Origin of the sequence: Candidatus Enterococcus avicola (assembly GCF_047470845.1) — a bacterium.
GTDB lineage: Bacteria > Bacillota > Bacilli > Lactobacillales > Enterococcaceae > Enterococcus_D > Enterococcus_D casseliflavus.
Genome location: NZ_JBLGTY010000001.1, coordinates 120665 through 143247, shown reverse-complemented (window position 1 = coordinate 143247; position 22583 = coordinate 120665). Strand labels below are relative to the sequence as shown.

General features: G+C 45.7%; 19 protein-coding genes. 6 read left to right on the top strand and 13 right to left on the bottom strand.

The window, feature by feature from the left end:
- Nucleotides 1-23: 23 nt before the first annotated feature.
- From fliE to flgB, 3 genes are read right to left on the bottom strand one after another with little or no spacing between them, the layout of a single operon-like run.
- Nucleotides 24-347, bottom strand: a complete 324-nt coding sequence (gene fliE / locus ACI3E5_RS00650) for a flagellar hook-basal body complex protein FliE (RefSeq protein ID WP_005232801.1) — start codon at nucleotides 345-347, stop codon at nucleotides 24-26.
- A 7-nt stretch (nucleotides 348-354) separates the two neighbouring features.
- Nucleotides 355-771 (bottom strand): flagellar basal body rod protein FlgC, encoded by a 417-nt coding sequence (gene flgC, locus ACI3E5_RS00645; RefSeq protein ID WP_005232807.1) that lies wholly within the window; start codon nucleotides 769-771, stop codon nucleotides 355-357.
- 21 nt (nucleotides 772-792) lie between these two features.
- Entirely contained in the window at nucleotides 793-1152 is a 360-nt protein-coding gene (gene flgB / locus ACI3E5_RS00640) for a flagellar basal body rod protein FlgB (RefSeq protein ID WP_034872092.1), read from the bottom strand.
- A gap of 620 nt (nucleotides 1153-1772) precedes the next feature.
- On the opposite strand from flgB, the gene motA reads away from it, so the two are divergent.
- Nucleotides 1773-2537 (top strand): flagellar motor stator protein MotA, encoded by a 765-nt coding sequence (motA, locus tag ACI3E5_RS00635; RefSeq protein ID WP_005232810.1) that lies wholly within the window; start codon nucleotides 1773-1775, stop codon nucleotides 2535-2537.
- Between the two features lie 13 nt (nucleotides 2538-2550).
- Nucleotides 2551-3315 carry an OmpA/MotB family protein gene (locus tag ACI3E5_RS00630; protein ID WP_008376629.1) on the top strand — a complete coding sequence of 255 codons (765 nt, stop codon included), beginning with the start codon at nucleotides 2551-2553 and terminating at the stop codon, nucleotides 3313-3315.
- A gap of 146 nt (nucleotides 3316-3461) precedes the next feature.
- On the opposite strand, the gene ACI3E5_RS00625 is transcribed toward ACI3E5_RS00630, so the two are convergent.
- Nucleotides 3462-5507, bottom strand: coding sequence for a methyl-accepting chemotaxis protein (locus ACI3E5_RS00625; RefSeq protein ID WP_005226571.1), 2046 nt, complete (start codon nucleotides 5505-5507; stop codon nucleotides 3462-3464).
- Nucleotides 5508-5791: 284 nt separating this feature from the next.
- Nucleotides 5792-6601, bottom strand: a complete 810-nt coding sequence (locus ACI3E5_RS00620; protein WP_270289968.1) for an aldo/keto reductase family protein — start codon at nucleotides 6599-6601, stop codon at nucleotides 5792-5794.
- 172 nt (nucleotides 6602-6773) lie between these two features.
- On the opposite strand from ACI3E5_RS00620, the gene ACI3E5_RS00615 reads away from it, so the two are divergent.
- Entirely contained in the window at nucleotides 6774-7166 is a 393-nt protein-coding gene (locus ACI3E5_RS00615) for a YbaN family protein (RefSeq protein WP_005232815.1), read from the top strand.
- Between the two features lie 82 nt (nucleotides 7167-7248).
- Here ACI3E5_RS00615 and ppdK read toward each other — a convergent pair whose 3' ends face one another.
- Nucleotides 7249-9882, bottom strand: a complete 2634-nt coding sequence (gene ppdK / locus ACI3E5_RS00610) for a pyruvate, phosphate dikinase (protein ID WP_498820703.1) — start codon at nucleotides 9880-9882, stop codon at nucleotides 7249-7251.
- 190 nt (nucleotides 9883-10072) lie between these two features.
- On the opposite strand from ppdK, the gene ccpN reads away from it, so the two are divergent.
- The 3 genes from ccpN to ACI3E5_RS00595 are packed head-to-tail and all read left to right on the top strand — an operon-like array spanning nucleotide 10073 to nucleotide 13400.
- Entirely contained in the window at nucleotides 10073-10708 is a 636-nt protein-coding gene (ccpN, locus tag ACI3E5_RS00605) for a transcriptional regulator CcpN (RefSeq protein WP_060791660.1), read from the top strand.
- A gap of 12 nt (nucleotides 10709-10720) precedes the next feature.
- On the top strand, nucleotides 10721-11539 hold the full coding sequence (locus tag ACI3E5_RS00600; RefSeq protein WP_005226564.1) for a pyruvate, water dikinase regulatory protein: 819 nt from the start codon (nucleotides 10721-10723) through the stop codon (nucleotides 11537-11539).
- On the top strand, nucleotides 11529-13400 hold the full coding sequence (locus ACI3E5_RS00595) for a fructose-1,6-bisphosphatase (protein WP_156235304.1): 1872 nt from the start codon (nucleotides 11529-11531) through the stop codon (nucleotides 13398-13400). Before ACI3E5_RS00600 ends, ACI3E5_RS00595 begins: the two co-directional genes overlap by 11 nt.
- 33 nt (nucleotides 13401-13433) lie before the next feature.
- Here ACI3E5_RS00595 and ACI3E5_RS00590 read toward each other — a convergent pair whose 3' ends face one another.
- From ACI3E5_RS00590 to ACI3E5_RS00560, 7 genes are all read right to left on the bottom strand, one after another.
- The gene (locus ACI3E5_RS00590) at nucleotides 13434-13847 is read right to left on the bottom strand and encodes a phosphate-starvation-inducible PsiE family protein (protein WP_010748527.1); all 414 of its coding nucleotides are present in this window, start codon (nucleotides 13845-13847) and stop codon (nucleotides 13434-13436) included.
- A gap of 300 nt (nucleotides 13848-14147) precedes the next feature.
- On the bottom strand, nucleotides 14148-14714 hold the full coding sequence (locus tag ACI3E5_RS00585) for a hypothetical protein (protein ID WP_015508723.1): 567 nt from the start codon (nucleotides 14712-14714) through the stop codon (nucleotides 14148-14150).
- A 268-nt stretch (nucleotides 14715-14982) separates the two neighbouring features.
- Nucleotides 14983-15486, bottom strand: coding sequence for a general stress protein (locus ACI3E5_RS00580; protein ID WP_005226556.1), 504 nt, complete (start codon nucleotides 15484-15486; stop codon nucleotides 14983-14985).
- Nucleotides 15487-15727: 241 nt separating this feature from the next.
- Complete coding sequence (locus tag ACI3E5_RS00575; protein ID WP_431394979.1) at nucleotides 15728-17830, bottom strand: SH3 domain-containing protein; 2103 nt, start codon at nucleotides 17828-17830, stop codon at nucleotides 15728-15730.
- 221 nt (nucleotides 17831-18051) lie between these two features.
- Nucleotides 18052-19281: an L-lactate MFS transporter gene (locus tag ACI3E5_RS00570; protein ID WP_005226552.1), complete on the bottom strand. Its 1230-nt coding sequence runs from the start codon at nucleotides 19279-19281 to the stop codon at nucleotides 18052-18054.
- Nucleotides 19282-19371: 90 nt separating this feature from the next.
- The gene (locus ACI3E5_RS00565; RefSeq protein WP_275853385.1) at nucleotides 19372-21798 is read right to left on the bottom strand and encodes a flavocytochrome c; all 2427 of its coding nucleotides are present in this window, start codon (nucleotides 21796-21798) and stop codon (nucleotides 19372-19374) included.
- Nucleotides 21799-21816: 18 nt separating this feature from the next.
- Complete coding sequence (locus ACI3E5_RS00560) at nucleotides 21817-22422, bottom strand: NADPH-dependent FMN reductase (RefSeq protein WP_005226550.1); 606 nt, start codon at nucleotides 22420-22422, stop codon at nucleotides 21817-21819.
- Nucleotides 22423-22583: the final 161 nt, after the last annotated feature.

The window sequence follows — 22583 nt, the reverse complement described above, 5'->3', positions numbered from 1 at the left end:
TATTCTTATTCCCTCACCCACTGCTAAAACTGCATATTTTTCACGTCATTGTAAGCTTCTAAACACTTGTTTCGTACTTGAACGGCTGTTTGTAGCGCCAATTGCGCCTCCGTCATGCGAATCATCACATTGCCTAGATCGCTTTCATCGCCGGTGATCAAATTGACAGTATCTTGATCCATGACCGCCGTTTTTTGATTCAACTGATCGACCGCATTGGTCAAGTAGGAAGAAAACTGGTTTTCCTTGGTGCCCACAACACTAGTCTCGTTTGAAGCAGCCCCCGTGCCTAGTGTCCGCAAAACGTTTTGGTAGTCTGTTAATCCTGTCGTTAAAAGTCCATCCATTTTCTCGTTACCCCTTTGATATTTCTAATGCTTTTTTCAAGATTGTTTTATTCATTTCTGAAGCAGAAACATTGGCTTCGTACGTTCGAACCGCTTGCAACATTGCCACCATTTCATCGGCAATATCCACATTTGATTGACCGACATATCCCTCAGCGTTGGCAGCGGGATTGGTAGGATCATAGGTCAGTTTTTCCGTCTCATCGGCAGCGATCCCCGTCACTTTGACACCGTATGTAGCCGGTGTTCCTTCACGACTATTTTTTAAATTTTCTGAAAAAAGAATACTCTTTTTTTGATAAGCCGCGGTTGTTTGTGTTTGATTTGTATTTACATTTGCGATATTGCTGGAGATTGTATCTAGTTTTAACCGTTCCAATGCTAGACCGCTCGCGTTGATCGTTAGTCCGTTAAATATACCCATTTGTTTTTCCTGCGCTTTCTATCAATTACTCAAGACAAGGTTCATCATTTGCAAGCGTCCGTTGACTTGTGCGGTCAATGCACTGTAATACAACCCATTGGCTGCTTGATCCAACATCTCTACCTCAAGATCCACGTTATTGCCGTTGTCTTTGATACTGGTAGTTGCATTTTCAGTGATTTTCGGTTTTACTTGAGAAACTGACGCTTCTGTTACAGCGTCGGTCCCTGACGAAGCGAGTGCCTGCTTTAATTCGCTTTCAAACACGATGCGTTTTGCTTTGTACCCATCCGTGTTGACATTAGCGATATTAGACGAAATCAATTCTGCGCGTTGTGCAGAAACGTTCATAGCTGTTTTTAATAAATCATAGGTATCCAACAATAATTGCTCCTTCCACCTTCTGTACCAAACGTTTTTTTCATCGATGGAACAGAAACAAATATATTTATTTATTTTTTTGTTATAGATTAAAAAAACAAGAAGACGTGATGTCATTATAGTAGAATTATTTTTATTTTACAATTTGATTTTTGCAACTTTACGGATATGACATTTAAGTTACAGACGTGTTATGTTATTTGTTAAACACTGTTTCATCGCAATTTCGTCCCCAGTTATAAAAAGCAAACGATCGATATAAAGCGTTTTACAAGCATATCTATGCCTTTTGATCAAAATCAGTTTTTTGATAAAAAAACAAGCATTATTCGAAAAATTGATTAAAATATTTTCATTTGTGCCTGATGACATGACAAACCCTGAGAAGCGCTTCACGAAAAAAAACGGTACCATCTATAAATATTCACAAAAATTGCAAGCTGTACCATTTCAACAATTTGACGAAACTTGTCAAAAAAAGAACAAAAAAAGGAGAAACAGAAAATTTATTTTAGTTATTTTTTGGATTATTTTTTTTTGCTATTAAGAATGATTTTAATTCACCGATAAAATAAATGAGGGTTTAAAACCTGGAAATAGAATTTAGGAGGACGCAACAAATGGATTTTTTCTTGCTGATCGGTATTATTTTAGGATTGATATCTGTGGTGGTTGGGATGATTGTAAAAGGTGCCAATGTGGCCGTTTTGATCAATCCGGCAGCCGCGATTATCATTTTCGTCGGTGTGATCGCAGCCGTTATCAATTCATTTCCCAGCAGTGATATCAAAAAAATCCCGAAGATCTTCGGCGTTCTGCTGAAAAATAAAGAATACGACTTAAAAACAACCATCAATACCATCGTTGAATTAGCTAACCAAGCTCGGCGCGATGGCCTACTATCTCTTGAAGGTGCTATCCAAAACTTAGAAGATCCTTTTTTAAAAAAGGGCTTGGAAATGGTGGTGGATGGCATCGCTGCCGAACAGATCCAAGAAATCATGGAAAATGAGATCTATGGGATCGAAGAACGGCATCGCATCGGCTCGGCTATTTTTAAAACCGCCGGCACGAGTTCCCCGACCTTAGGGGTGTTAGGAGCCGTGATCGGGCTGATAGGGGCGCTAGGCAATTTAGAGGATGTAGAAGCACTGGGTCATATGATCTCGGCGGCTTTTGTGGCGACCCTTTATGGTATTTTCTTCGGTTATGTGCTGTTCATTCCTTTTAGCTCACGATTAACTTTGAAATCGGAGCAAGAAGTCCAAATGATGTCGATCATCGTTGAAGGGGTCTTAGCGATCCAAGCCGGACAATCGCCGAAAAGTATTGAGAAAAAATTATACAGCTTGATCGATCCGAAAAAACGGCAAGAACAATTATAAAGGGTGAAGCGACATGAAGCGAAAAAAGAAACATGAAGAACATGTAGACGAAGCGTGGCTTTTGCCTTACTCGGATATGTTGACCTTGCTGCTGGCCTTATTCATCGTCATGTTTGCCATGGCGAAAGTCGATGATGAGAAGTTTCAAGAAATCCGAAGCGAATTCGGCACCATCCTTTCCAGCCACCACAGCAACGCCTCCGTCATCGGGTCAGTGATCGATATGGGCGAGACCACGCCGCGAAAAAAAGCCGCCACTTCTGCCGAAGCACAAGCGCAAGAAGCAGCGGTCCGGACCCAACTGGAAAATCAGCAGCTAGAAAAAATCAGCGACCAGCTGTCACAAGAACTCGCCGCTTCTGGCTTAAAAGACCAGACAGAAGTCCGCTTGGAATCCGATGGCTTGCATATCACGCTAGCCAGCAGCATCTTGTTTGCCTCTGGTAGCGCCGAGATCACGGACACCACTCGTCAGTCACTGGATCTACTATCGGACTCACTGAAAAAACTAAAAGCCAACAAAATCGTGATCGCCGGGCATACCGATAACGTACCGGAAAAAGGCAATGGCCGCTACCAATCTAACTGGGATCTTAGTTCCGCTCGTGCGATTACCGTTATGGAATACTTCATCAGCAAAGGCGCCGTTTTAGAAAAAAATGCTGCCATCCAAGCCTTTGCCGATACCGAACCGAAAGCCGATAACAACACCCCACAAGGCCGCTCGGAAAACCGCCGCGTGGAGATGATCATCCAGCGGACCGAAACGACACAATAGCCCGTAATACGGTTTTATAAATATCATTATGAAAAGCCAAGATGAGCAACATTCGTCTTGGCTTTTTTGTAGTCTCCTCCTCAACAAACAAAAATCACTCATCAGCCATTCTTGCGAATAGCTGATGAGTGATTTTTTTGCTTGATTTATTTTTCCACTTCAAACCGATTGGTCAATCGCTTCAACTCTTCTGCAATGTCTCTGAGATCGGCCACATGGTTGGTAAATTCATCCATGGTTGCCAAGACTTCTTCTGCATTTGCGGAAACTTCTTGTGTACCAGCGGCATTTTCTTCCGTTGATGCGGAAATGTTTTCTAAGTTTTCCAGTACACTGTTTTGAATGTTTTCGATACGGGCACTGGCTGCTTCAATATGATGGATACCTTCGATCATATAGCTGCTGCGTTGGAAAACTTCTTTTGAAGACGAGATCGCTTCTTTGATCAAGTTGGTTTGGCGAACGCCGCCTTTGACAGATGCCGACGTTTGTTTGACCATTTGACTAGACTGCTCACGAATTTCTTCAATGATCGCTTCGATCTCTTTGGTAGAAGCCTTGCTTTGTTCCGCCAATTTACGGATCTCAGCAGCCACGACGGCAAAGCCTTTGCCCGACTCACCTGCACTTGCGGCTTCGATCGATGCATTCAAGGCTAGCAAGTTGGTTTGGTAAGAAATATCGTTGATGACCCCAATGATCGAGTTGATGTTTTGGATACTATCATTCATTCCCGTCATGTTCGACATCAAACGCTCCATCTGTGCCAACTCTTGTCGCCAGCTGTCATCGACTTGATCCATGATCGTTAAGTTTTCTTGATTGATCTTCGTAGATTCTTGTGACTTGCTGCTCATGCCGCCAACATTTTCTCGTAATTCTTTCACGACCTGCGACAGATTTTGCATTTGGGACACGCTGTATTCTGTTTCTTGGGCTTGCGCACCGGTCACTTCAGCTATCCCTGTAATGGTTTGAGAGACTTCTTCTGTCGCAATATTGGTTTGTTTTGACAATTCTAATAAAGAATCCGACATTCCTGCGACACTGTTGCTTTCTTTTTGTACTTTTTGGATCAATGCACCCGTGCCTTCGATCATCACATTGTAATTGTCCGCCATTTGCTGGATCTCATTGCCTGCTTTGTCTGGATATACAACTCGGCGTGCCAATTGATCCCATGTCCATTTTTCGCCTTTGGCTCTTTTGGTTTTGCTCATCTTCTCTAGTTTGCCTTCACCGACTTTTCTAAAGTAACGATTGAAGCAATCGATGATTGCTGCGACTACTTTGATCGCGGCATAAGAAACCAGTCCTACAAAGAGCAGCATCAAGATCGTAACGATAATGGTGGTACGGACTAACGCCCCTAACTCTTTGTCTAGATCACTAGCTTTGACTTCGGAGTACGCCCAAACATTGGAATCAGCAGACTTGTCATACAACACATCGTTGACTTTATTCGAGTCGCCTAAACCAACCATGCCTGTCGGGTTTTTAGCTTCTTTGATTTTTTGGAATACTTCTTCTTCTTTGATATTCTTACCGATTTGTTTGGTGTTTTTTGAGGTCACGATGACCCCAGATTCTGAAACTAAGGTGACATTCCCAGTCCGCCCTACGGTAAAAGAAGACAAGATGTTTTGAATGCTTTCATAGGAAACATCGACGCTTAAAACCCCCACTTGATTATGGGAATTTTTGACCCTGATCGAAGCCGACGTCACAAATTGATTCGACACTGTATCTAAATAAGGTGCTGTCCAATACACTTCTCCTTCGGCTTTTACGGCCCCTTTGTACCATGGCCGAATCGTAGGCTTATAATCATCTGGTAAGGGATTGAAGGTTACATATTCATCATCTTCTGTTCCAAAAGTCACCGCTAAGAAGCTGTTGCTTCCAGCAATCGCTAAAGAAAGATCTGAACGGATGCGTCCCATGCTGAATTCTGTTTTCATCGCTGGCAGTTCAGCCATTGATTTCAATTTGCTTTCCGTCGATCGGCGCAAACTCTTTTCTTCCGCCAAGATCAAATTGACGGCACTTTCTTTGTTCAAATCATTTCGTTCAATCAATAAGTTCTTGGTGGTTAAATAGGAACTTGTCAGCATGACAATGATCGGGATCCCCGCAACCAGCATCAAGGTGATCATCACATAAATTCCTATCGTCTTTTTTCTTTTTTTCACAACTGTGCCACTCCTTCATTTCCAATTTCACACGATCCAATGAAGACTCGTCCGTAGACGACCCTTAGTAAGGATAATCGGTTATTTCTTTGAATGATTAAGAGGGTTCATTGGCAGAAACGGCTGCAAGCGCATTTTCTTTTTTGCTAAGGCTTACGGTTGCTGATCTAACGAATAGAAAAGCTCCTCAGTCATGAAGGAGCGTTGCGACTGCATAAAAATAGCCAGCACGGAAGTTTCCGCACTGGCTTCAGGTTCCCTTTAATGGGACTGCTTTTTATTGCCTATAATTCTTTGATGACGGCTTTTTCTTCCGCAGTCAAAGCGAAATCAAAGAGCGCTAAATTTTCGGCTTGATGTTTTTCTGAATGGGATTTCGGAATCACGATCATCCCACGCTCGATTTGGTAACGCAAGACCACTTGGCTCCAGGTTTTTTGATACGCTTCACCGATTTGGGTCAAGGTTTCCCGAGCCGCTTCTGAAATCCGTGAAAGTGGCCCCCAGGCTTCTGGAACTACCTGATTGGCTAAGGAATAGGCGATGATCGCATCGTTCCACTTGCCTGGATGCGATTCGATCTGATTGACCGCTGGTTTGATCCGACTGTTTGCCAATAAATAGCTAAGTTCTTCTTCTTGGAAATTGGACACCCCGATCGCTTTTAAGACTCCTTTATCGACATAAGCCTCAAGAACCGCCCAGACAGCGGCGATCTCTGCCAAGTTGTCCCACGGATGATGGATCAAATAAAGATCGATCGATTCCGTCTGCAAGGCTGCTAAACTCGCTTCGACAGACGCTTTCACGGCAGCTGCATCTTGCGTATGCTCTGGTTTGCCAGGAATCTTAGAAGTCAGGAAAAATTCGCTGCGGTCGATCCCGCTTTCCTTGATGGCTTTGCCTACCACGGCTTCGTTGCGGTAAGAAATCGCCGTATCAAAATGCCGATACCCAAGCTTGATGGCAGTCAACAGCTCTGTCGTATCATCATTGATCGCACCTTGGTATTCTCGGTTTTCTTTCCCAAATGTATTCGTCCCACTGCCGATCACTGGAATCTGAATGCCGGTATTCAATTCAATCGTTTCCATGCTGCTTCCCCCTTTGTGTTGTTTCTAGTCTATCAAAAAAGCAGGAGTATGGGGAAGAAAAACTCTTATTGCCGCTAAAAAACGGGGAAAAACACAAAACGCATGTTCAAGCTGCCCCTCCTCCGTTATACTGAGGGTAAGACACGAAACACCCAAATAAGGAGGGTTACTTTTGAAAAAAACACTATTTTTTCTTTGTGGATCACTGACATTCGGTCTAGGTACTTTAGGAATCTTTTTACCTTTCTTACCCACAACGGTCTTTTACTTGCTGACGGCTTATTTCTGGCTGCGGAGTTCCGATACCTATTATCAACGCTTGGTACAATCAGAAAATTATCAAAAATACATTGAAAAACCACTCGTACAAAAACAGCTGAGCACCAAGGCAATGGTTCGGATGTTTGCCATGATGCTGGTAGTCTTTGCAATTCCTGCACTATTGATCCCTAATCTGCTGGTACGTTTCGTCCTCGCTGCCATCTACCTCGCCCATGTCATTGGGATCACTTGGTATTTAAAAGGACGCAAACCCGCGATTCAAAAAACGGATCAGCCCCTGTAAGAACGACGCTGCACGAACACACCGTAATCCACCAAGCAGGCGAGCCTTGCTGGTGGACTGCGGTGTATTTTTTTCTCCTATTTTAGCGGGAGCCCACTGACGCCTCTTCGATGATGGGGGCGGATTGGGCGATCGCTAACCAGGCAGCAGGGATTCGGTATGGGGAGCAAGAAACATAGTCGATGCCGATCTCTCGCAAAAATGCAATGGAATAGGGATCACTACCGACTTCGCCACAAACACCGATCGAGTGCTCTGGCTGACGATCTCTTACGCCAGTGATCGCTTGGCGCATCAAGGTGCCAACACCCGCCTGATCTAAGTGCTGGTAAGGATCTTCTTGTAAGATCCCCGACTGCAAATAGGCTTGAATAAAGCTGCCTGCATCGTCCCGCGAAAAGCCAAACGTCATTTGGGTCAAGTCATTGGTACCAAAACTAAAGAACGCAGCATCTTCAGCACACTCCCCAGCGATCAAGCACGCTCTAGGTGTCTCGATCATCATGCCGATCTCGATGTGCAATGGTTGCTGCAGGGTTGCTTCTGCTTGAGCGATCACCTGCGTCAACGTCGCTTTCAACACCTGCAGCTCTGCGGGCAAACTGATCAGGGGCAATAAGATCGCCGCCTCTACCTCGACTCCTTGCTGCCGCAATTCCACAGCCGCTTCACAAATCGCCGCTGTTTGCATTTCATAAATTTCTGGATAGCTCAGTCCTAAACGGCTGCCGCGATGCCCCATCATGGGATTGACCTCTTGCAGCTCGTCAATTCGCCGCTCGATCACTGCCAATGATTTTTGACTACGGCGAGCCATTTCAAGGCGTTCATGCTCATGGGGCAAAAATTCATGAAGTGGTGGATCTAATAAACGAATCGTGCACTTCTTTCCTTGCGCGGCCTGCAGCATTTCTTGGAAATCGGCTTTTTGATAAGCCTTGATCTCAGCCAACGCCTTCAATCGTTCCGCCTTCGTTTCTGCCAAAATGACTTCCCGCATTTTCCACAAACGCTCTTCCCCAAAAAACATATGCTCCGTCCGTGCCAGACCGATGCCCGCTGCCCCAAAGGCCAGCGCAGCCTCAATGTCATTTTTTGTTTCCGCATTTGCGTAAACCTTTAGATCTGCCTGGGCTTGTGCCCACGTCAAAAGCTGATCCAGCAAGACCCGCTCCTGGACACTGGTCATAGGCAGCTGCCCTTGATACAGTTTGCCAGTGCTGCCGTCTACCGAAAGCACGTCACCTTCTTCAATCAGCAGCTCGCCGCAGCGAGCCTGCTTCAAAAATACATCGACACTTAATGCCTCGCACCCTACCACACAGCAGACCCCCAGACCACGGGCGACCACCGCTGCATGCGAAGTCATCCCCCCACGAGCGGTAATGATCGCTTCACTCACCACCATGCCTTCAATATCTTCAGGTGAGGTTTCCTGCCGCAGCAACAGGACTTTTTCTCCTGCGCGGCTGGCTTTTTCCGCCGCCTCTGCAGTGAAATAGACATGTCCTGAAGCTGCTCCTGGACTATCCGGCAAGCCCTGCGCAAAGGCTTTGGCTTGCTGTAAGGCTTCGGGGGCAAATAACGGGTGCAGCAATTGATCGATCATTTCTGGTGTGATGCGATCTAGTGCTTGCCTGATAGTGATCCGACCTTCTGCGACCATATCCGTTGCGATTTGCGCTGCGGCAGCGGCGGTTCGTTTGCCGTTTCTCGTTTGCAAGACAAACAGCTGGCCGTCATCGATGGTAAACTCAATGTCTTGCATGTCTTGATAGTGATCCTCCAAACGCTCAGCCAGTTGCTTTAATTCCTGATAGATCATGGGATGCTGCTGTGCCAACGCTTGGATCGGTTGCGGTGTACGAATCCCTGCAACCACATCTTCCCCTTGGGCACACACTAAAAATTCGCCGAAAAGTCCCGGTTCCCCGGTTGCTGGATTGCGGGTGAAGGCGACACCCGTCCCGCTATTTATCCCGCTGTTACCAAAAACCATTTCTTGAATCGTTACGGCAGTCCCTAGATCGTCAGGGATGCGATGGAGAGATCGGTAGGTCTTTGCCCGTGGGTTGTTCCATGAGCGAAAAACCGCCGTGATGGCTGCCAACAATTGCTGAAACGGGTCTTGCGGAAACGCTTCTTGAGTATGTTCCATATAAATACTTTGAAACACGCGGCAGATCATTTGCCAATCATTGCCGGTCATCATTTGGTCTGACGCATAATTCTGCTGTTTCTTATAATCTGTCAAGTAGGCTTCAAAGTGCTCTTTTGCTACACCTTTCACCACATCCCCATACATTTGGATCAAACGGCGGTAACAATCATAAGCAAAAACGGGGTCCCCCGTCTGCTGAGCCAAGCCTTGGACGGTTTCATCATTCAACCCAAGGTTTAAGATCGTATCCATCATCCCTGGCATGGAAAACTTAGCCCCACTGCGGACAGAAACCAACAACGGCGACTGCAGTCCGCCAAATGTTTTGTTCCTGCGCACTGCCAATTCTCCGATGGCAGCTTTGACTTGCTTGATGATCGCCTCAGGAAGAACCTGTTCTTCTAAATAGGTCAGGCAAATAGTCGCAGGGACGATAAATCCCTGGGGAACAGGCAAACCCAAATTGGTCATCTCCGCAAGATTTGCCCCTTTCCCGCCTAATAGTGCTTTTTGCTCTTTTGTGCCTTCTGAAAACCATACGACTGCTTTTTCCATCATGTTCCTCCTTTTAAATGTTATATACTATTTCGATTAATTAGCAGTATATAGTATGACACATTTAATCGTCAAGCTGAAAAAAGAAAACTTTTAAGGGATTTATCCTTTTTAAAAGAGAAGGATTGCCTTTTTATTCGGAAAATCATATAATCAATAGCATAGCACATAAAAGAAAGAAGGTGACACATTGGAATTAAGCCAAAGACAAATGAAAATCATTGAGATCGTCAAAGAGCATCAGCCGATCAGTGGGGAGACCATTGCGAAGCAGTTGGGCTTGAGCCGCGCAACCTTGCGGAATGACTTATCGATTTTGACCATGACCGGTTTATTAGACGCCCGACCGAAAGTCGGCTATTTCTATACAGGACAAACCGTTGAGCCTTTGCTTTTCGAAAAACTCTATCATACCAAAGTTGCAGAAATCATGATCCCACCGTTGCTGATCTCACAAACGGTCTCCGTTTATGAAGCGGTCACGACTTTGTTTATGTACGATGTCGGTTCCCTCTATGTCAAAAATGACCAAGACGAGCTGATTGGGGTCCTCTCCCGCAAAGACCTACTGCGCTTTGCGATCAGCAATGCCGCACCAGAAAAAACACCTGTAGCGATGATCATGACTCGCATGCCAAACATCGTGACCATCACAGCCGAAGAAACAATTTTGACGGCTGGTACGTTGTTAGGGCGACATGAAGTCGATACCTTGCCTGTGGTCGATCCGCAGGAACCAAAAAAAGTCATCGGCAAAATCACGAAGACACGGCTGATGAATTACTTTATTCAAGCAGGCAATGACAGTGACAACACACACTTTTAGGGGGCAAAAACAATGAAGAACGTTCGAATATATTTGATTTCAGATTCCGTAGGCGAAACGGCACAAAAGCTGATCGCAGCCGTTTCCGCGCAGTTTCCCACGATCGACCTTTCAGACATCCAGCTCTTTCCCTTTACTAATGATGAAGAGAGCTTAGGCGAGATCCTCAAAGATGCCTTGCTAGACAAATCGATCGTCGTTACCACCTTAGTCAATAAAGAATTAGTCGCCTTTGTTGATGCCTTTGCCAAGCGGACTGGTTTGCAATATGTCGACTTTATGTCGCCCTTGACCACGATGCTGGAAAAAACATTCGGTGTAGAGGCCGTCCAAGAGCCTGGTGCCTTGCATCGCTTGAACCAAGCATATTTCAGCCGGGTGGCAGCGATGGAATTTGCCGTAAAATACGACGACGGCAAAGACCCACGGGGATTTCTCGATGCTGACTTTGTCCTCTTAGGGGTTTCGCGAACCTCGAAGACACCATTGAGTTTATACATGGCAAACCGCGGCTACAAAGTGGCAAATCTGCCTTTGATTCCTGAAGTTGCTTTGCCAGCCGAAGTGCACCAAGTCGACCCGCGAAAAATGGTCGGTTTGACCACGAATCCAGAATCTCTGACCGAGATTCGGCGATCCCGAATGCATTCATTGGGCTTAAAAGAAGAGACCCATTACACCAATTGTGAACGAATCGAAGCAGAATTAGCTTACGCGAATGAATGGTTCAAAAAGCTGAACATTCCGGTGATCGATGTCAGCAAACGTTCCATTGAAGAAAGCGCGATGCTGATTGAAGAACAAGCCAAAGAACAGGCCCATGTTCAATAAAGACGCCTTGGCAAACCTGACCGAGATCATCAACTTGGAAGCCATCCAGCAGCTGCCGAAAGCCACCGAGCACTTTGTCAGCGATCTGCATGGTGAATACGATGCCTTTGACCATATTTTGCGGAATGGTTCTGGCAGTATCCGAGAAAAAGTCGAGATTTTGTTTACTGGCGTCTTGACGAAAGAAGAACAGACCGAACTTTGTTTTGTCATTTATTATCCAGAGGAGCTATTACAAGAACAGGCATGGACCCCTGCCGATTGGCGCTTAAAGATGGCACAGCTAGTGAAAGTTGCCCGCTTTACTTCCAGTAAATACACACGCTCCAAGGTACGCAAAGCACTGCCGTCTTCTTTTGCTTATATCTTAGAAGAACTGTTGTACCAATATGATGCTGACTTCAATAAAGAAGCTTACTATCGGGCGATTTTTGATAAGATCATTGAATTAGAGGCAGCCCCGCTTTTTTGCCAAGAACTGGCGTACTTGATTCAGCGCTTCGTAGTGGATCATCTCCACGTCTTAGGCGATATTTATGATCGCGGACCAGCGCCAGACAAAATCGTCGATCGCTTGATGACTTTGCCCTCACTGGATATTCAGCTAGGCAACCATGATATTTTGTGGATCGGCAGCTTTTGCGGCTCGCTGCCCTGTTTGGCCAATACGATCCGCATCGCTGCTCGCTACGGCAATCTGGCATTATTACAAGATGATTATGGCATCGATCTATCAAAAGCACTGGCTTTTAGCCAAAAATATTACACAGAAAATGAAGGCTTTTATCCGCAAAAAACAGTGGACCCTTTATCAAGCCAGCAAAAAAAAGCAGCCATGCTTTTGCAACAGGCGTTTGCCATCATCCAATTCAAAGTCGAAGCAGCCGTGATCCAGCGGCGACCAGCATTTGCGATGGCAGAGCGCTGCTTGTTGCATCGCTTGTCTCAAGATCGGCAACAAATCCAGCTAGACCAGACCTATCCTTTGATCAACGGCTGTTTTCAACTAGTAGATCCCGATGATCCTTACCGTTTGACAGCAGAAGAACATGAGGTACTGCAAGATTTGCTGAGCCAATTTCAACGCTCGCCCCGTTTAGCTGCGCATATGCGCTTTTTAGTTGAGCATGGCACCTTGTACCAGCGCTTCAACGACAACCTGCTGTATCACGGCTGCCTGCCTTGTCAGGAAAACGGCGATTTCCTGGCCTTTACTTTCCAGCAGCAGCCCTTAGCAGGCAAAGCGTTGATGGACTTTTTTCAGCAATGTTTGCAGGAAAGCTTTGCCCAACCAGAAAAACAAACAGACCTTGCCACCGATATGATCTGGTATCTTTGGTGCGGCGAAGGCTCTTCCCTCTTCGGCAAAAAAGCCATGAAAACCTTTGAGCGCTACTTTATAGCAGATCGCAACACCCATACGGAACAAAAAAATGCCTATTATTCTTTAAGGGAAAACGAAGACTTCTGCTGCCGTGTCCTAGCTGCCTTCGGTCTGCCGCCGACAGGCCACATCATCAATGGCCACACCCCTGTCAAAGTCCGTAAAGGCGAGACGCCCATCAAGGCAAATGGTCGTTTATTGGTGATCGATGGCGGACTCTCTCGCTCCTACCAATCCGTCACAGGCATTGCCGGTTACACGCTGTTGTCAAATTCCTTCGGCATGACCTTAGCAGCCCATCAACCCTTTACAGATCGCCAGCAAGCCATCCAGCAGCGACGTGACATCGTCACTCAGAAAAAAATCGTCGTGCGGCAAACGGAAAGAACAACGGTAGGGCAAACAGATATCGGCAAGCGGCTGCAGCAAGAAAGCCGAGTGCTTTTTGAAGAATTAAAAAATCATCCGATCCCTTGACGAGTCATTCGTCAACCAATCGGATGATTTTTTTTACAGTCCTTTAGAACTATGAAAGGCTTTGAGTTTTTCCAACGCCTGCAGCACAATGATCAAGACCAAGATCGCTAAGGCCAAAAAGAGCGTTTCTAACCCTTTTCCTTGTGCCAAAAGCAGCTCTCTTAAAATTGCTGTAATACTGATCAAAATCAAGTAACGCACCGGAATATGGTGACCTTCTTTTACGTAACGCAATAACATCAAAATAATTTCCAGTAAAATAAACAATGTCGCGATCTCTTCGATCAATAAGGAAAGATCACTGACTTCATGCAGCGGGATCACATGGACAACGATTTTGTAGATCGCTTCCGCCATCACCACCAAAACCAACAGAACCAACAGTCCTAACATAATATCAACAATCACACTAATCATTTTTTCGAAGTGCTTAAAATACTTTCCCATAACACCCCTCCTCGCACTTATTATAGCGAAACTGTTCAAAATCACTTTACGATATGCTTGCAAGTGCAGCTTTTTTTAGGAAGGAAGGAAATAAACACGCAGGACTGAGGGTAGTCGCTTTTTTCACTAGTCAAAAGGGATAGCTGCTTTCTGCGACTTTACGGCAACACAGCCACGAAAAAGCCTGTTTATGGCAATGGCCGGGCGTGACTCCTTCACGCAAGCAAATAAAAAAGCTAGGCATAAAGCCTAGCTGAAATGGTGCCTTTGGATTGGACTGGTTTTCCTTATAAACTGGAATCAGTTGACCCCTTCGACTGTTAGATCAACGTTTTCACTCGTATCTTCCGCAGCTTCGTCATCGCTATTGGAGGTTTCCGAAGACGGTTCAGTCGTTTCACTGCTGGAGCTGCTTGTTGTAGTACTGGTCGAACTCGTAGACGAAGAGCTTGAAGAACTGCTGCTAGCGCTACTGCTGGAGGTATCGCTGGTGGTCGTTGAGCCGCCACTCGGCGCGGTACTCGAACTGCTTTCGCTACTTGCAGAAGTACTGACGCTAGGCTCTGTCTCTACTTCGCTTACAGAAACAGACGTGCCTTCATTTGTCGACGCTTCGATCGAGCGACTAGTCGTTGAAGACGGTGTATACGAACTAACACTGGCTTCATAAAAAATCTGACTGGAATCAGAGGTTTCTTCGATACTGCTGCTTGCGGTCTGGTAAGGTGGCTCGGAGGAACTACTGGAAGAATCTCGAACAAAGGGCGCGGCAACAAAGGCATTGGCATCTTGATTGATCGCCACACTCAAAAAAACCGCAACAAAACAACTGACTAATGCCGACTGCATATTGAACTTGAATTTCATCGCACTCCCCATCCTTTCCCAAAAATATGGTTGGACCTTCCGTCAATGATCTATCTCATTCTTATATTATACAAAAAAAAGCAATCGTCAACAAATTAAGTTTTATTTTCAAAGATGACAAAGACATGAATGCCCGTTGCGCAACAAAAAAAGCCCGAGGGCGACGGTCGATCACCTGCGGGCCCATCCCTTCACTAAGGGTTGGCAGGTGCGACGGATGCTCGTTCCTCTGGCTTTAATGGTTCCTTTACTTAAGAAATTCTTTTACTTATAAGTTTCGCAGATGATTCGGGTCATGGATCGGTGCTTCAATATCACTGTCTCCCATGCGCGGTGTTGGATGAACGGACTCATCGGGCATCGCTGTTTCACCTGGTAACGGTTGATCGATGATTGGCTCAGTATCTGCATCACGATCCGTTATTTTGTCCATCGGCTGATAATCGTAGACGCCGACAACGAGTTTGTCTCGTTCGATGTCATCTCGGTAGCCGTATAATGGATCATGTTCATCGTCTCTGTGATCTGAATCGCCAAAAGAAAACGCATCTTTGATTTTTTCCCAAAGCGAACGATCTTCGTCTTCACTAGCAGCATGCTCCACTTCCACATCATCGATGGATTCTAACCCAAATTGATCGATGACTGTTTGATTCGCATACAGCACGATATCGTCTTTGCCATAGCCTTCGTTTGTCAATTGCTCAATAACCGGTAATACTTCTGTTCGAGTGTCGTAACTGCCAATAATCGTTAGGTTTCTGTTGTGCATGTGAAATCCTCCTTATTTTGTGTACGCTTCGATTGTTCTGGTTCTGAAGCAATTCTTTTAAAACTAGCAATTTCTATTGCTTCTTTCATTCTAACGCAGGGTTCCCTGATTGACCAAATAGTTTGATTGCGCTTACGAAAAACAAGTAGTTTCTTGATAAACCGCTAGCAGCTTAGTGAACGCTTGATCCAGCATAAAAAACCGCGTGAGCCAATGGCATACACGCGGTTGCTTTTGCTTATTATTTGGAAACGATCAACTTTTGCCCGACATAGATCGTATAGCTGCTGTTGATCTTGTTCCATGATGCGATTTGGCTGATGCTGGTGTTGTATTTTTGTGCCAGTGACCATAGGCTGTCACCTGATTTCACCGTGTGCGTCTTCGTTGAACTGCTGCTGGTATTCGTATTAGAAGACCCACTGCTAGCAGCTGTCAAGTAGGCACCGCTGACCCAGCCTTTGCCAGAAACATAATACCATTTGTTCGTGCCATTGACGGTCGTCCCGGTTTTTGTTGCGGTAACCGTGACGGTTGCCCCTTTACTTAAAGAACCAGTAATACTGCTGCTGGTAGAAGCATCGGAACGAACATTTAAAATATCGGTGGTTTTCATTTTCTGATTTGTCGTCGTTGAACCGCTGTTATTGGAAGAGCTGCTGGTTGTTGTCAAGTAGGCACCACTGACCCAACCTTTGCCAGAAACGTAGTACCACGTTTTATTGCCTTCCACTGAAGTGCCGTTCTTTTTCGCTGTCACGGTAACGGTCACCCCTTGACCAAGCGTCGTCACGACACGGCTGCTGGTAGAAGCATCCGAGCGGACATTCAATGCGGCCGTCGTCTTCATTTTTTGATTGATGCTTGAACTGTTGTCTTCTTTTTCTGCTTCAGAAGCATTATTGTTGGTCACTTCAGTAAGGTAGGCACCGCTGACCCAACCTTTGCTAGAGACATAGTACCAATTTTTGTTGCCGTTGACTGATGTGCCGGTTTTCATAGAAGTGGCTGTAAAGGTCGTGCCTTTGCTAAGTGATCCTACCACTGATCCGCTAGTAGAAGCGCTGGAACGAATATTCATCGCTTCCGTCGTCTTCATTTTTTTGTTGATCGTCGTGCCAGAATTGCTATTGTCAGAACCGGTGTTGCCTGATCCGCTATTGTTATTTGAAGAATCGGTCGAAACCTTCGTCAAATATGCACCGCTGACCCAGCCTTTGCCAGAAATTTTATACCACGTGGTGTTGCCGTTGACGCTGGTGCCCGTTTTGGTCGCCGTTGCCGTAAACGTCGTATTGGCTGCTAACGAACCAGTAATAGAGGCACTGGTGGAGGCATCCGAACGAATATTCATGGATGACGTGGTTTTCATTTGCTGATTGATCGCTGTTTCATCACTGACGATCGTTTCATTGCTATTGCCGCCGCCTGCATTTGAGCTGCCAGTGTCATATTGCGTTAAATTATACGTACTGATCAAATTGTTTAATTTGCTGGCATAAGAAGTATCGGTTGCATACCGCCCTTGCAGCCAAGCGGTCGCTTGCGTGTAAGAGGTCGTATTGCTTTTCCACGCACCGCTGTAATAGTAGTTGCCGCTAGAAAAACTCGTGTTGCGCAACACATACGCATTGTCTTCAAAAGACTCTTTTAATGATGGGTATTTCCGAAACTTGGCGCTGATCAAATAATAATTGCCTGAACCATCATCTTCATACGTATCCATTGTCACGTATTGGCCATTATAGCTACCTTTGATCCCAAACATATTGTTGGCCGTGGTCGTCAAAGTTGATGCGCCCCAGCCAGATTCCAAAATCGCTTGTGCCATCATGACAGAGGCATACAGATCGTTTGCTGCCGCTACTTCCGTTGCATAGCCGCAAATCTGACTGATAAAGGCAGCCGGATCGATCGTTGCCCGTGAAAATAATGCCCGACTGGTCAAATCCGAAAGGGCTGATGGTACTTCATCTGCTTCTAAGACTTCATCACTAGCGACTGTTGTGCTTTCTGTCGTCGCTGTTTCTGATCCCTCAGTGACTACTTCCGTCCCTGACTCCTCCGTCGTTTCCGAAGTTTCTTCGGTCACAACAGGTGCTGTCGTCGATGCTGTCGTTTCCTCAACCGGTGTGCTGTCGGTTTCTGGTGTCGTGTTTGTTGTTTGTTCAACGACCTTGAGGTCATTGCTAGTTTCTGTCGTTGCCGTTTCAGCCGCATGCCCTAAGGTCGGGATAAACGTTGATCCCGCTACTAAAGTAGTAGCCATCGTAATACTTTTTTGGGTATATTGTGTGCGCTTCAAGCGCTTTTCTAAGCGGCGTCGTTCTTTACGAATTGTCATTTAATCCCTCCGTCGTATTAGCCTTTTTTTATTGTAACACGATTTATTAAAAAATGGGGGGTTAAGATGAAAAAACAGTGAAATCAACGAGATAATTTCTTGCTATGAAACAGTTCTCTCTTTTGCTTCATCAGTCAATCCTCTGTTTTAAAAAAAGAAAAAAGAGTGGTTTTGGCACCAAAAAAGCAGCCTTTATCAAAAAGACTGCTTTGGTTGAATTGTTATTTAATAACAGGTGCGGGCTTTTTGGCTTTTTTCAGCATCGCATAGCCAATGTTGAGAACGAGCCCAAAAACCGCCAAGAAAATTGCCGTATAAAAGGCTTTTGTATAATCTCCTTGGTTACTTTCAGCGATTGCTGCTGCCACTCTAGGCCCAAAGAATGCCGCCGTAGAATAACCAATAAAGACGATTCCATAGTTGACTCCTTGATTGATCGGTCCGTAATTTTCCATAACGATCGATGGGAAAACCCCCATCACGCCCCCGAAGCACAGTCCTAAACCGATGATCCCGACAGTGAAGATCACGGTTGTCTGACCAAGTGTCAATAGGAATAAGGACAATGCCACCACGCCATAGATGATCATCAACGTATTCGTCCGACCAATTTTATCAGAAACGGTGCCCCAAAGGACACGACCAAAACAGTTGCTCAATGAGTACAAGCTGACATAAAAAGCAGCGGCGGCTGCCGTCAAACCGAACATACTTTGCCCGATCACTGATGCGTTAGAAGCAATCATCAAACCTGAGAAAGCCCCTGCACCTAACATAACGATAATCAAGTAGAAGGTTGGGGTCTTTAGCATGTCCAACCAATTCAGATTGATTTGTGGGCCATTTTTCCCTTGCGCAGCTGGTTGCCAACCTGCTGGGCGATAATCTTCTGGTGCCTTGCGAATAAACAGACTAGCCACTAAGACGATCACGATATAGGCGATCCCTAAAATCCGAAACGCTGCTAGTACATCTTGTGATTCGATCAAACGATTTGCAATCGGTGCGGCAATAATCGCTGCCCCACCCATACCTGCTGTGATCAAGCCCGACGCCAGTCCCCGTTTATCCGGGAATAGCCGAATCGTATTGCTTAAACAAGCCGAATAGGCAAAGCCTTGCCCTAAACCAGCAAAGACTCCATAAGTCAGGTACAACATGGCGGGTGAGTTGACCAATCCCGTCAGGAAGAAGCCCGCTCCGAACAACACGCCTCCACCAGCGATGACCCATCTAGCGGCTCCGCGGTCTGTCAGCAAACCACCCAAAATCATGGTAATCGGGCCAACTGCGGCATTGATGGTAAAGGCTAACATGATCTCTTCCATGGACCAGCCTTTTAATTGACTAAGAGGTCCTGCAAAAACACTAAAGGCGTAAACAGCGCCCGTACACAGCAATACCGCGGTCGAAGCGATCAGAATCAGCCAGCGATTGATTTTTGTTTCCATTTTTTCTCTCCTTTGCTTTAAGCATGTTACTTTATTCACATGTTTTTTCAAAAGCTAGCGCGCGTGTCGAGACACAACGCGCAAGGCTTTTTATTCGAGATGTTCTGCGACTGCTGTTTTTCCAGCAATTCGGCCAAAAGTAAAGATGTCTGTCAACGAGTTGCCGCCTAAGCGATTGCCAGCATGGATCCCCCCAGCAACTTCCCCTGCTGCATACAGCCCTTCAATGATTTGATCTTCCTTCGTCAACACATGGGTTTGCGGATCGATCTTCAATCCCCCCATCGTGTGGTGAACCGCTGGTTTTCTTGGTGTGGCATAGAAAGGTGCTTTTTCCACTTTCAAGTCGAAGACATCCTTGCCAAACTCTGGATCCTTCCCAGCATCCACATAGCTGTTGTATTTCGCAACGGTCGTCTCTAAGACGGCTGGATCAACATTGATCTGCTCTGCCAGGCCAGCCAAGGTCTCACTGCGGAACAGCGTACCAGCAGCTACTTGCTTATCGATTTTTTCTTGGCTCGTGTTATAAGCGGTTTTCTTGATCTCTTCATCCGCGATCAAATAGAACAATCCGCCATTATCGATCGCCGCTTGGGTCAATACATCGCGGCTTTCGTATTCATTGACAAAGCGTTCACCCTTTTGATTGACCATCACAAAGTTAGCAGGTGGCACTTGCAGGCCACTGAACAAAGCCCCTGTGTTTGGATCAGATACGGGCATCATTTGCGAAAAGCCCATGCCAACAAGGTCCGCGCCAGCACTTTCCCCTAGTTTGATCCCGTCACCAGTGATCGCTGGTGAATTTGACGTTTTGATATCGTCTTCGATCTCTGTCCAATACGTATTGTATTGTTTCAACATTTTCGTATTCGCTCCGAACCCACCAGAAGCTAAAATCACTGCTTTGGCATGGATCGTGACTTTTTGACCGTTACGGCCTTCCCCGATGATTCCAGTAACCTTGCCATCTTCGATCAATAATTCTTTGACAGGCGTATCGGTTAAGATCGTTCCCCCATGTTCTTTCACGAATTGATGCAAAGCAGAGACAAAGGCATACCCTTCGTTTTTGACTGGTTTATGTCCTCGGCGCCATTTCGCTCCTACTGGCATATCGACATTGTTCATATCAAATTCTACGCCGATTTCTTCTAGCCATTTCACTGAGTCCAATGCTTGATCCGTCAAGATCTTCACTAGCTCGTATTTCCCATAGATCGGTTGACCATTCAAATCTTTGCGTTTTCCGCCTAAATAGGTTTGAATTCGATGCCACAAAGCAGAATCAAACAAGTATTCTTTTTCTGGCGTCGTTTCTGAAAGATACGCAGTGATTTGTGCCTTCAAAGCTTTGAAGTCTGGTAAGTATTCTGCATCGATCTCTTGCTCATCGATCGTCAGCACTTCTTCTAAAGCACTGCGTTCGCCAGGCAATGCGGAAAAGCCGTTTTGCCATTTTGGATCCGCGGCATTCATCGGTCCGCCAGTACGTACAGTATTGCCACCGATCGCTGGGAATTTTTCTACTAAGATCACATCTTTATTGGCTTGCAGCACACTGGCAGCTGCACTCAGACCCGCGCCGCCACCACCTACGACAACGACATCGGTGGTATACGTTTCATCTTCTGTTTGCAAAGCACTGGCGGCTTTTGGCCGTTTGCGCAAGACATCTGGGTTCGCACCAGCCATTTTCACGGCTTTTGCTACGCCATCAACGACACCGTTACTAGTAACCGAAGCACCAGAGATCGCATCGACATTTAAGGTTTGCCCTTCAATGATCTCTTGAGGAATCCGTACGAAAACGACATCAGCGATCCCTTCGGATTCACCAGAAGTATCGATATCGATAGCTTCGATCCGTTCTTCGCTCAATTTGACGACCATTGGTAGATCCCCGTTATGTCCTGGTGCTGTGACGGTGTATTCGCCAGGCTCATAAACGACTTCTTCTGGTACGTTCAACAAATTAGCGACTTCCGTAAACCGAACGAACTTGCGGAAACAGCTTTCCAAAAAATCGACCGTTCGTTGATCTTTTAAATTGCCTTGTTCATCAAAGGCTTGATGGGCACGTCCCAGCAAGAACTCATTTCCTGGCATGACTGTCGCATTGACACCCGGTGCATCAAGGATTTGGCGCAAATGAAGCTGTGCTCGCGAAGAGCCTTGTACATCGTAGGATGCACCGACGATCATTACCGGTTTGCCATCAAAGGGATGGAGATTGAAGGAGAGCCATTCCAAGACGCTTTTCAATGCGGAAGGAATCGAATGGTTATGCTCTGGTGTCGCAATGATCACCCCATCGGCTGCTAAAATCTTGCTATTTAACCGTTGGATCACTTCACTATTGGTTTGATCTTGTGTTTCATTGAACATTGGGACATCCTTGATTTCCAGTAGTTCAATTTCTGCTAGAGCAGCAAATTCTCGCTGCATAAACGCCACTAATTGGCGATTGGTGGATTTTTTGGCGTTCGTTCCGATTAGGCCGACAAATTTCATGACTGGTTCCTCTCTTTCTTATGCTTGTTCCCACGAAAATTTCTTTGCTCGTTCTTTAGCCGTTGAATATTCACTGACCAGACGGTTCGTGATTTCGACAAACAAGACAAATTCATTGAAACAATCTTCTAGTTCGGCAACTTTTTCGCTATCGATCAAGTTTCCTTGTTCATCGAAGGCTTGCATGGAGTGCCCTAATAAAAATTCCGCACTCGGCATGATTCGGGCTTTTACTTCTGGTGCATCTAAGATCTGACGCAAGTGGGCTTGGGCTCTCGATGAACCTAATGCACCAAGAGAAGCACCTGTGATCATCACTGGTTTATCAATCAAAGGCCGCGTCGTATAAGAAAGCCATTCAATCATGCTTTTTAGCACCGCTGGGATCGAGTGATCGTATTCTGGTGTACTGATGATCACCCCATCGGCTGCTTCGATCTTCTCTGACAAGGCTTGGACTGCCGCTGGTGCCGTCCGATCTTCTGGTTCATTAAATGCCGGCAGATCACTGATTTCGCAAAGTTCGATCTCCGCTTGGTCACTAAAATGGCTTTGAATAAATTGCAGTAAGCGACGGTTGGTCGAACGCGTCGAGTTGGTTCCTACGATTCCAATCAATTTCATTATCATCTCTCCTAATTGTGAATAATTTAACATTTAACAATAAATAAAAAGTTTTTGACCATTGGCTTTGATTTCTTTTTTCAATCGTTTCTCAAGTTGGTTTTTAAGACCTACTGAGATGAAAGGCTTCTTCCTAAACAAAAAAATCTTCCCCAAGTACC

What these genes read in the sequence shown, in the direction of transcription:
- ACI3E5_RS00590 (WP_010748527.1), bottom strand. Translation starts at nt 13,847, where the DNA reads ATGGGAAAGTATTTTAAGCACTTCGAAAAAATGATTAGTGTGATTGTT.
- ACI3E5_RS00620 (WP_270289968.1), bottom strand. Translation starts at nt 6,601, where the DNA reads ATGGAAACGATTGAATTGAATACCGGCATTCAGATTCCAGTGATCGGC.
- ACI3E5_RS00565 (WP_275853385.1), bottom strand. Translation starts at nt 21,798, where the DNA reads ATGAAATTTGTCGGCCTAATCGGAACGAACGCCAAAAAATCCACCAAT.
- flgC (WP_005232807.1), bottom strand. Translation starts at nt 771, where the DNA reads ATGGGTATATTTAACGGACTAACGATCAACGCGAGCGGTCTAGCATTG.
- ACI3E5_RS00560 (WP_005226550.1), bottom strand. Translation starts at nt 22,422, where the DNA reads ATGAAATTGATTGGAATCGTAGGAACCAACTCGACGCGTTCGACCAAC.
- ACI3E5_RS00600 (WP_005226564.1), top strand. Translation starts at nt 10,721, where the DNA reads ATGAAGAACGTTCGAATATATTTGATTTCAGATTCCGTAGGCGAAACG.
- ACI3E5_RS00570 (WP_005226552.1), bottom strand. Translation starts at nt 19,281, where the DNA reads ATGGAAACAAAAATCAATCGCTGGCTGATTCTGATCGCTTCGACCGCG.
- ACI3E5_RS00585 (WP_015508723.1), bottom strand. Translation starts at nt 14,714, where the DNA reads ATGAAATTCAAGTTCAATATGCAGTCGGCATTAGTCAGTTGTTTTGTT.
- ppdK (WP_498820703.1), bottom strand. Translation starts at nt 9,882, where the DNA reads ATGGAAAAAGCAGTCGTATGGTTTTCAGAAGGCACAAAAGAGCAAAAA.
- motA (WP_005232810.1), top strand. Translation starts at nt 1,773, where the DNA reads ATGGATTTTTTCTTGCTGATCGGTATTATTTTAGGATTGATATCTGTG.
- ACI3E5_RS00575 (WP_431394979.1), bottom strand. Translation starts at nt 17,830, where the DNA reads ATGACAATTCGTAAAGAACGACGCCGCTTAGAAAAGCGCTTGAAGCGC.
- ACI3E5_RS00580 (WP_005226556.1), bottom strand. Translation starts at nt 15,486, where the DNA reads ATGCACAACAGAAACCTAACGATTATTGGCAGTTACGACACTCGAACA.
- ACI3E5_RS00595 (WP_156235304.1), top strand. Translation starts at nt 11,529, where the DNA reads ATGTTCAATAAAGACGCCTTGGCAAACCTGACCGAGATCATCAACTTG.
- fliE (WP_005232801.1), bottom strand. Translation starts at nt 347, where the DNA reads ATGGATGGACTTTTAACGACAGGATTAACAGACTACCAAAACGTTTTG.
- ACI3E5_RS00630 (WP_008376629.1), top strand. Translation starts at nt 2,551, where the DNA reads ATGAAGCGAAAAAAGAAACATGAAGAACATGTAGACGAAGCGTGGCTT.